The organism is Salarchaeum japonicum (assembly GCF_049705945.1).
GTDB lineage: Archaea > Halobacteriota > Halobacteria > Halobacteriales > Halobacteriaceae > Salarchaeum > Salarchaeum japonicum_A.
This window is the reverse complement of record NZ_JBNAMV010000004.1, coordinates 2,153,939-2,163,226: the sequence shown is the minus strand read 5'-3', so window position 1 is coordinate 2,163,226 and position 9,288 is coordinate 2,153,939. Positions and strand designations below refer to the sequence as shown.

Here is a 9,288-nt window from a genome sequence, read left to right as displayed (position 1 = left end):
CGAGGACGCCGACGACGTTCTCCAGTTCATTCGCGCTGCCCGGGAGTACGGACGGGTCGCCGACACCGAGAAGCGCTACCGCGTCCACATTCATCGGGGCGGCGAGCACGTCGCGACCTACGAGAAGGACACCTTCCTCGTCTACAACACGGACGGCGACCTCCTCCGCCGCCACAGCCTCATCCCGAGCGGTATCGAAATCTAGTCGAACGGCCCCGGGTCGTCGGTCGCGGACACCCGCCACGTGAACGTGCCGTCCTGGTGGACGTGCCCGCCGAGGTAGGACGCGCGGTCGTCGTCGCTCGGCGCGGGGTTGAACGCGGTGTGACCGCCATTGTTCTCCGGTTGGTCGCCGTCCATCGTGAACTTCACCTCGTACCAGGCGTCCTCGGTGAACACGGCGTCGTACGTCTGCGGTTCGTCCGGTCGGGCGACCGTCGACGCGGTGAGGGTGCGCTGGGGACCCGGGACGGCGGGGTCGCCGGCCACGCCGGGCCCGCCGTCCGCCGGTTCGGTGCCGGCGTCCACGACCCGGAGCGTGATTTCGTGGGGCACGTCGTGGTCGTTGACGAACCGGAGCGACCCGGCGGGAACGTCGTCTGTGTCGTTCGTGAGCGCGGTACAACCGGCGAGCGCGCCGCCGAGAGCGGCACCGGCGGTCGCGAGGTACGTTCGTCGCGTAGGGGAGGGCATCGTCACCCAAGTCTCGTCGGATACGTGATAAAATCCGGTGGTCGACCGCAGGGGTAAAGCCGTCCGCTCGTGTTCGTCCGAGCATGGAGTTGTTCGGGACTGCCGGGATTCGTGGGAGTTCGACGGACCGCGTGACGCCCGAGCTAGCGCTCGCGGTCGGGCGCGCCGCGGGCGTGGACGCCGAGGAGTTCGTTCTCGGACGGGACGGCCGCGAGACGGGGGGTGCGCTCGCGGACGCGATGGCCGCCGGCCTCCGGAGCGCGGGCGCGGATGTGCGTCGAGTGGGCGTGGTTCCGACGCCGGCGCTGGCGTTCGCGTCACGGGGCCGCCGCGGCGTGATGCTGACCGCGTCACACAACCCCCCGCAGGACAACGGCATCAAGCTGTTCGACGACGGCACGGAGTACGACGCGGGCCAGGAGTCGACCATCGAGGACCGGGTCGCGGCCGACGACCCGCCGGCGGTGTGGGACGCGTGGGGGGACGCGGAGAACGCGGACGTGCTGGACGAGTACCGGACGGCGGTGGCGGCGTACGCCAGGGAGTTCGGCGCGAGCCTCGACGGTCTCAAGGTCGTCGTGGACTGCGGGAACGGAATGGGGAGCGTGGCGACGCCGCACGTCCTCGAATCGCTCGGCGCGGAGGTCGTGGCCTTGAACGCGAACGTGGACGGCCACTTCCCGGGACGGCCGAGCAAGCCGACGCCGGAGACGCTCGGCGACTTCACGAACTTCGTCGCGAACGCGGACTGCGCGTTCGGCGTCGCGCACGACGGCGACGCGGACCGAATCGTCATCGTGGACGCCTCCAGCGAGGTCGTGCACGAGGACACGGTACTCGCGGTGCTGGCGGAGCGCTACACCCGCGCGAGCGGCGCGCTCGACCCCGTAGTGGTGACGACGCCGAACGCGTCCGCGCGCATCGACGAGCGGGTTCGGGCGGCGGGCGGGCGCGTCGAGCGCGTTCGACTGGGCGCGCTCCACGAGGGAATCGCGTCCGCGGAGGCCGCGGGCGGTGACGTGGTGTACGCGGCGGAACCGTGGAAGCACATCCATCCCGGGTTCGGCGGGTGGATCGACGGCGTGGCGAGCGCGGCCGTTCTCAGCCGACTGGTCGCCGCGGAGGGGTTGGACGCGCTCCGCGCGCCCGTGACCGAGCGACCGTACCGGAAGGTGAGCGTGGACTGTCCGGACGAGCGGAAGGCGGCCGTGATGGACGCGCTCGAAACCGAGATTCCGGCGGCGTTCCCCGACGCGGACATCGACACCGAGTACGGCGTGCGCGCGGAGTTCTCGGACGGCTCGTGGACGCTCGTCCGCCCATCCGGCACGGAGCCCTACGTTCGCGTGTACGCGGAAGCGGACGACGTGGACGCGCTGGTGGACGACGTGGCGGAGCTCGTCGAGGGCGCGGTGGCGAACACATAACCCAGCGTACACACGTATGTGACCAAGTTCCGCATTCGAACGACGGATTTATTCGCGTACGCGGTATTTCTGTAGTCGATTATGGTGGATACCGACGACCGGCGGCGGCAGTTCCTCAAGCTTTCAGGTGCCCTCGGAGCGGCGGGTCTCACGGGCCTCGCTGGCTGTTCGAGCGGCGGGGGCGGTGACAGCGCGGCAGCAAACATCGGTATGGTGTACGCGACCGGCGGAATCGGGGACGGGTCGTTCAACGACCAGGCGCAGACTGGTATCCAGCGCGCCGCGGACGAACTCGATATCACGTACGAGGAGTCCCAGACCGAGACGAACTCGGACTTCCAGCCGACTCAGCGCCAGTACGCGCAGTCCGGTGACTTCGACCTCGTCTCCTGCATCGGGTACGCGCAGTCGGACGCGCTCTCCACGAACGCGGTGGATTTCCCCGACCAGAAGTGGGCTATCGTCGATTCCGTCGTGGACGAGCCGAACGTCGCGAGCTACGGGTTCCGCGAGCACGAGGGGTCGTTCCTCGTCGGATACATGGCAGGCATGCTCACCACGCAGGACTTCTCCGCGGGCGCGGGCAGCACGACGAGCGACACGAACACCGTCGGGTTCGTCGGCGGGACGGAGACGCCGCTCATCCAGAAGTTCGAAGCCGGCTTCGAAGCAGGCGTCGGCCACCACGACGACTCCATCGAGGTCATCACGTCCTACGTCGGTTCCTTCAACGACCCCGCGGCGGGCCAGGAGCAGGCGCGCTCGATGTACAACGGCGGCGCGGACATCGTCTACCACGCCTCCGGCGCGACCGGTGTCGGCGTGTTCCGCGCGGCACAGGACATGGGCAAGTTCGCCATCGGCGTCGACAAGGACCAGTCCATCACCCAGGAGTCCTTCGCGAACGTCATCCTCGCGAGCATGGTCAAGCGCGTCGACACCGCCGTTTACACCGCCGTCGAGAGCGTCGTGAACGACAACTTCGCGGGCGGCGAGCAGACGACGTTCGGCCTGAGCGACAACGGCGTCGAAGCCGTCTACGGCGACCAGATCGGCGACCAGATTCCCGAGGACGTGAAGTCGAGCGTCGCTGACGCCCGAGAACAGATTATCGCGGGCGACATCACTGTCCCCTCGACACCCCAGTAACAACGCCACCCCCGCTTTACTGCATGTCAGACGCAATCACGCTGACGGACGTCACCAAGCGATTCCCCGGCGTCGTCGCGAACGACGCCGTGTCGCTCTCCGTCGAGTCCGGGTCCGTCCACGCCCTGCTCGGAGAGAACGGCGCAGGGAAGACGACGCTGATGAACGTCCTCTACGGACTGTACGAGGCCGACGAGGGAACGATAGCAATCGACGGTACGCCCCGGGAGTTCGACAGCCCGCGGGACGCCATCGACGCCGGCATCGGAATGATCCACCAGCACTTCATGCTCGTGGACACGATGACGGTCGCCGAAAACGTCGTCCTGGGTGACGAACCGACGACGTGGTTCGGCCTGCGGACGGACGCCGACGCTGCGCGCGAGGCCGTTCGCGACCTCTCCGAGCGCTACGGGTTCGACGTGGACCCGACCGCGCGCGTCGAGGACATCAGCGTCGGAGAGAAGCAGCGCGTCGAGATCCTGAAAGCCCTCTATCGGGGCGCGGACACGCTCGTGCTTGACGAACCGACCGCTGTACTCACGCCGCAGGAGGTCGAGGACCTGTTCGCGGTGTTCGAGGAACTCACCGCGGAGGGGAAGACCGTCCTGTTCATCACGCACAAACTCGGCGAGGCGATGGCGGTCGCGGACGACATCACCGTCCTGCGGGACGGCGTGAACGTCGGGACCGTCGACGCCAAGAACACGACCCAGGAAGACCTCGCGGAGCGGATGGTCGGCCGGGACGTGCTGTTCGAAATCGAGAAGGACGCGGTGACCGCGGGGGCGGTGTCGCTCGCCGCGGACGGTCTCACCGTCACCGACGCCGATGACGTGGCGCGCGTGGACGACGTGGACTTCGAGCTTCGAGAAGGCGAAGTCCTCGGCATCGCGGGCGTCGACGGGAACGGCCAGGCGGAACTCGTGGAGGCAATTACGGGCCTCCGCGAGCCGGACGCCGGCACCGTCCGATTGCACGACGAGGACGTGACGACGGCGTCCCGCCGCGACCACATCGACGCGGGCCTCGCGTACATTCCCGAGGACCGCCACGCGCGCGGCCTCGTGATGGACTTCGACCTCGTCGAGAACGGTATTCTCGGCGCACAGCACGGCGCGCCGTACGCCTCCCGCGGCGTGCTCGACTGGCGGACCGCGCGCGACCACGCCGAAGACATCGTGGACACGTACGACGTGCGGCCCGCCGACGCGGACGCGGACGCCGCCTCATTCTCCGGCGGGAACCAGCAGAAGTTCATCGTCGGCCGCGAACTCGAACGCGACCCGAGCGTCGTCGTCGCCACCCACCCGACGCGGGGCGTGGACGTGGGCGCGACCGAGTTCATCCACGACGAACTCCTCAACCGCCGCGCGAGCGGGGATGCCGTCCTCCTCGTCTCTTCGAAACTCGACGAGGTGCGGAGTCTCTCCGACCGCCTCGCGGTGATGTACGAGGGCGAGTTCGTCGCCGTCGTCGAACCCGAGAACGTGACGGAGGAAGAACTCGGCCTGCTGATGGCCGGCGAATCCCCGGAGGGGTTCGATGAGTAAGTACCGCCGGGCGCTCGAACGACTCGTGGACGCGTCCGCGAAGGAACGCATCGCGGTGAGCGCCGCCGCGCTCGCGCTCTCCATCCTCGTCGGCGCGCTCGTCGTGTTCGTCTCCGGTATCGTCGCGACCTGCGCGTCGCCCGCGTTCAGCGTGCTCGGCGTCGGCGTCTGCTACGACCCCATCAACGTCTTCACCGAGCTGTTCCTCGGCGCGCTCGGCCACCCCGAACAGGGCGGCTGGTCGCCGACGAACTACCGCATCGCCATCGCGCTCCAGCAGACCACCCTCCTCATCTTCACCGGGCTCGCGGTCGCGGTGTCGTTCCGCGCGGGCCTCTTCAACATCGGTGTGCAGGGCCAGCTCGTGTTCGGCGCGCTCGCCGCCGCGGTCGCCACCATCTGGGCGGGCGCAATCGCGCCGACCGGCATCCTCGGCACCGTCTTCCTCGTGCCGCTCGGCCTGCTCGCCGGCGCAATCGCCGGCGGCCTCTACGGCGCGCTTCCGGGTGCGCTCAAGGCGTACGGCGGCGCGAACGAAGTTATCACGACCATCATGCTGAACTTCATCGCGTCGAACGTCGCGTACGTTCTCGTCTCCACCTTCCTCATGCCCGAATCCAGCCAGCTCGTCCAGACCGCCGTCATCCCGGCGGCGGCGAAGATACCGAACGTTCCGTTCATCGGGTTCGAGGCCCGGGACGCGTTCAGCCTCCTCGCGCTCCTCGGCGCGCTCGCGTTCATCACCGGCATCGCCTACCTGCTCGCGAAAACGTCGTTCGGCTACGACATCCGCACCAGCGGACTGCAGGAGGAAGCCGCCGCGTACAGCGGCGTCGACGCGAAGCGAACGACCGTCCTGAGCATGGCGCTCTCCGGCGCGCTCGCCGGCGTCGGCGGCGCCGTCTGGGTGTTGATGGTGAAGGGACGGTTCCTCACCGGCCTCCCGTCGCTCGGCTTCGACGGCATCACGGTGAGCATCCTCGCCGGCAACAACCCAATCGGGGTCGGCGCGGCCGCGTTCCTCTTCGGCGTCCTCAAGTCCGGTACAATCGCCGTCGACTTCTCGACGGACGTCCCGGTCGAACTCGTGGACGTGCTGCGCGGCCTCATCATCCTGTTCGTCGCGATGCCGGAGTTCTTCCGGCTCATCGGGAAACGCTACCTCGGCCTCGGAGGTGAGCAGCGTGCGTAACACGCTCCGCGCCGCAGTCGGCGTGTTCGCCGCGCTCGTCGTCCTCGGCCTCGTCTTCCCCGACTCCCTGTTCGGTCTGGTCACCGACACCGGGACCGCGGAGGCCGCGCTCCGCCTCGCCGTCCCCATCACGCTCGCCGCGCTCGGCGGCATCTTCGCGGAGAAGAGCGGCGTCATCAACATCGGCCTCGAAGGCCTCCTCATCGTCTCCGCGTTCGCGGGCGTCGCCGCCGTGAAACTCCTCGGAACCGGCAGCAGCGTCGGCCCCATCCCGTCTATCTGGGTGGCGTTCCTCGTCGGCGTGCTCGCGAGCACGCTGCTCGCGCTGCTGTTCGCCGTCGTCTGCATCGAGTTCGAGGCGGACCAGATTATCGCCGGACTCGCGGTGTGGCTGGTCGCGCTCGGCATCGCGCCGTTCGCGTCCGTCGTGCTGTTCGGCACGAAGAACGTCCAAGTGTCCACGCTCGGCGACATCTCGATTCCCGTGCTCTCCACGATACCCTACTTCGGGGACGTGGTGTTCTCCGCGAACGTCATCGTCTACATGATGTTCGTCGCCGTGCCCGCGTGCTGGTACGTGCTCAACCGCACCCAGTTCGGTCGGTGGGTCGAGGCGAGCGGGGAGAACCCGAGTGCGCTCGACACCGCCGGGGTGAGCGTCGACCGCGTCCGGTACGCGAGCGTCCTCATCTCCGGCGTGCTCGCCGGCATCGGTGGCGCCGCGCTCTCGCTCGGGCACGTCGGCGCATTCACCGCCGGCGGCGCGACGATGGTGAACGGCAAGGGCTTCATCGCCATCGCCACCTACCTCTTCGGGAACTACAACCCGCTCGGGACGCTCGTCGCCACGCTGCTGTTCTCCGGTCTGGACTCGCTCCAGATCGGCCTCCAGCAGGCCGGTATCGCCATTCCCTCGGAGCTCGTGCAGACGATTCCGTACGTGACGGTCATCGTCGTGCTCGTGTTCGTCGGCCGCACCCGCATTCCCGCGGCCGCCGGCGACCACTACGACTCCGGCGAGGACTCCCGGTAAAGCGAACCACCTTTTCCGTCCGCGCGCGGACTCACGCCCATGGACGACCTGATGCGGGCCGCGCGAGACGCCTACAAGAACGCCTACGTTCCCTACTCCGACTACCGGGTCGGTGCCGCCATCGAAACCGCCGACGGAACCGTCTACACGGGCTGTAACGTCGAGAACGCGAACTACAGCAACAGCATGCACGCCGAGGAAGTCGCGGTCTCGCAGGCCGTCGCGGACGGCCACACGGAATTCGAACGCCTCGCTGTCTCCTCCGCAGAGCGGGACGGCGTCACGCCCTGTGGGATGTGTCGGCAGACGCTCGCGGAGTTCTGCGACGACGACTTCCCGGTCGCCGTGGACGGCGACGAGGGCGAGGTGTACGAACTCGGCGACCTCATCCCGAACACGATTACGCGGGGAATGCTCGACTGAGGCGCTCCCGATTGAGGAGAACGAAGCCCGCGAGCACGACCGCGAACCCGACGACTGTGAACGCCGTGATTGCTTCTCCGAGGAGAAGCCAGCCGGCGAACGCAGCGACCAACGGGACGATGTACGCGACAAGGTTCGCGTATATCGCGCCAGCGGTCGCGATGAGTTCGAAGTAACAGACGTACGCGAGCGCCGTTGCGACGACGCCGAGGTAGGCGAGCGCGAGCAGGAGGTCCGTCGTCACGGTCGCGTCCGCGAGGTGCTGGTCGACGGCGAACGCGCTCGCGTGCAGGAGGACCGCGCCGACCGCCATCGCCCACATCGTCACCGCGGCCGTGGAGAGCGACCCGCCGCTGAGGCGGTTCGAGAACACGCTTCCGACGGCGACCGAGGCTGCCGCGACGAACACGAGCGCCAGGCCGAGCGTGCTCTCCGAGAGCAGTGAGCTCGGCGACGGATGCGCGACGATGACGACGCCGACCAAGCCGAGCGCGACGCCGGCGAGTTCGTCTGCGGCGAGACGCTGTGACGGCAGGAACATGCGCGTCAATCCGACCGAGAGAATCGGGTTGAGGCTGTAGATGATGGCGGCGACGCCGCTCGTGAGGTACTGTTGTCCGACGAACAGGAATCCGTTGTTGAACGCGACGATGAGCACGCCGCTCACCAGCACGGAGAGCACGTCAGTGCGCGTACTCGGAAGGACGTTCGAGCGAGCGGTCGTGGCGAGCACGAGCGTCGCGAGGACGACGAACCCGACATCGAACCGGAACGCCGCGTAGAGCACGGGCGGAACGTTCGCCAGTCCGGTCTTGATGGCGACGAACGACCCACCCCACGCGAGCGCCACGTACGTGAAGAGCGCGGCGGGATGGCGGAGGTTCACAGTCGGCCGTCGGTTTCCGGCGTGAAGTCGGTTCGTGTTCCGGCATCGAACGGGAAGACCCTTGTGCGCCGCCCGCCGACGCGACGGTATGCCCGGTGATTCTGAGGACCCGAACGAGGAGGTCCAGTACCACGTGGAACTCACGGAGGGTGACGTTGCGGACACCGTTCTCTTGCCCGGCGACCCCGAGCGAGTGGAGAAGATTTCGGAGTTCTGGGACGACTACGAGGAGAAGGCGTACCACCGCGAGTACCGCACGCTCACGGGGACGTACGACGACGCGCCAATTTCGGTGACCTCGACGGGTATCGGCAGTCCGTCTGCGGCCATCGCGGTGGAAGAGCTCGCGCGCGTCGGCGCGGACACGTTCATTCGCGTCGGCTCGTGTGGCGCGCTCTCAGCGGAGATGGACGTGGGCGACCTCGTCATCTCCACGGGCGCGGTCCGTCAGGAGGGGACGAGCGACGAGTACGTCCGCGAGGACTATCCGGCAGTCGCGCACGACGAGGTCGTGAGCGCGCTCGTCGCGGCGGCGGAACGCCTCAATCACGACTACCACGTCGGCGTGACGATGAGCGCCGACGGCTTCTACACGGGCCAGGGCCGCCCCGGGTTCGGCGGCTATCAGGCGGCCGGGAGCGAGGACCTCATCGAGGAACTCGAAGCGGCGAACGTGAAGAACATCGAGATGGAGGCCTCGGCCATCCTCACCATCGCGAACGTCTACGGTCTGCGCGCGGGCGCTGTCTGCTCGGTCTACGCGAACCGCGCCACCGGCGAGTTCCGGGCGGAAGGCGAGTATCGGGCGTCCGAGACAGCGAGCCTCGCCGTGAAACTCCTCGCGAAGATGGATGCGAAGAAAGCGGAGGAAGGCGTGGACCGCTGGCACGCGGGTATGAGTCTCGACTGACCTGGGACTTGCACGGCGGCGC

General features: G+C 68.1%; 10 protein-coding genes. 8 read left to right on the top strand and 2 right to left on the bottom strand.

Features of this window, described 5'->3' with window-relative positions; all coding sequences use genetic code 11:
- On the top strand, positions 1-205 hold a 205-nt coding region (locus ACOZ4O_RS13590), incomplete at its 5' end, for a DUF5793 family protein (protein ID WP_424526134.1).
- Here ACOZ4O_RS13590 and ACOZ4O_RS13585 read toward each other — a convergent pair.
- Positions 202-693 (bottom strand): hypothetical protein, encoded by a 492-nt coding sequence (locus ACOZ4O_RS13585; protein ID WP_424526132.1) that lies wholly within the window; start codon positions 691-693, stop codon positions 202-204. The two genes, ACOZ4O_RS13590 and ACOZ4O_RS13585, sit on opposite strands and share 4 nt — an antisense overlap.
- A gap of 83 nt (positions 694-776) precedes the next feature.
- Between ACOZ4O_RS13585 and ACOZ4O_RS13580 the strand changes: the two genes are divergently transcribed.
- The 6 genes from ACOZ4O_RS13580 to cdd all read left to right on the top strand — a co-directional run bounded on the left by ACOZ4O_RS13580 (position 777) and on the right by cdd (position 7,470).
- The gene (locus ACOZ4O_RS13580) at positions 777-2,120 is read left to right on the top strand and encodes a phosphopentomutase/phosphoglucosamine mutase (RefSeq protein ID WP_424526130.1); all 1,344 of its coding nucleotides are present in this window, start codon (positions 777-779) and stop codon (positions 2,118-2,120) included.
- A gap of 81 nt (positions 2,121-2,201) precedes the next feature.
- On the top strand, positions 2,202-3,269 hold the full coding sequence (locus tag ACOZ4O_RS13575; protein ID WP_424526128.1) for a BMP family lipoprotein: 1,068 nt from the start codon (positions 2,202-2,204) through the stop codon (positions 3,267-3,269).
- Positions 3,270-3,292: 23 nt separating this feature from the next.
- Positions 3,293-4,822: an ABC transporter ATP-binding protein gene (locus tag ACOZ4O_RS13570; protein ID WP_424526126.1), complete on the top strand. Its 1,530-nt coding sequence runs from the start codon at positions 3,293-3,295 to the stop codon at positions 4,820-4,822.
- The gene (locus ACOZ4O_RS13565; protein WP_424526124.1) at positions 4,815-6,014 is read left to right on the top strand and encodes an ABC transporter permease; all 1,200 of its coding nucleotides are present in this window, start codon (positions 4,815-4,817) and stop codon (positions 6,012-6,014) included. Before ACOZ4O_RS13570 ends, ACOZ4O_RS13565 begins: the two co-directional genes overlap by 8 nt.
- Positions 5,998-7,047 (top strand): ABC transporter permease, encoded by a 1,050-nt coding sequence (locus ACOZ4O_RS13560; protein WP_424526122.1) that lies wholly within the window; start codon positions 5,998-6,000, stop codon positions 7,045-7,047. The genes ACOZ4O_RS13565 and ACOZ4O_RS13560 overlap by 17 nt, the downstream gene beginning before the upstream one ends.
- A gap of 39 nt (positions 7,048-7,086) precedes the next feature.
- Positions 7,087-7,470: a cytidine deaminase gene (gene cdd / locus ACOZ4O_RS13555; protein WP_424526120.1), complete on the top strand. Its 384-nt coding sequence runs from the start codon at positions 7,087-7,089 to the stop codon at positions 7,468-7,470.
- On the opposite strand, the gene ACOZ4O_RS13550 is transcribed toward cdd, so the two are convergent.
- Positions 7,448-8,356, bottom strand: coding sequence for a DMT family transporter (locus ACOZ4O_RS13550; RefSeq protein WP_424526118.1), 909 nt, complete (start codon positions 8,354-8,356; stop codon positions 7,448-7,450). The two genes, cdd and ACOZ4O_RS13550, sit on opposite strands and share 23 nt — an antisense overlap.
- Positions 8,357-8,444: 88 nt before the next feature.
- Between ACOZ4O_RS13550 and ACOZ4O_RS13545 the strand changes: the two genes are divergently transcribed.
- Positions 8,445-9,266 carry a nucleoside phosphorylase gene (locus ACOZ4O_RS13545; RefSeq protein WP_424526116.1) on the top strand — a complete coding sequence of 274 codons (822 nt, stop codon included), beginning with the start codon at positions 8,445-8,447 and terminating at the stop codon, positions 9,264-9,266.
- The last annotated feature ends 22 nt before the right edge of the window (positions 9,267-9,288 follow it).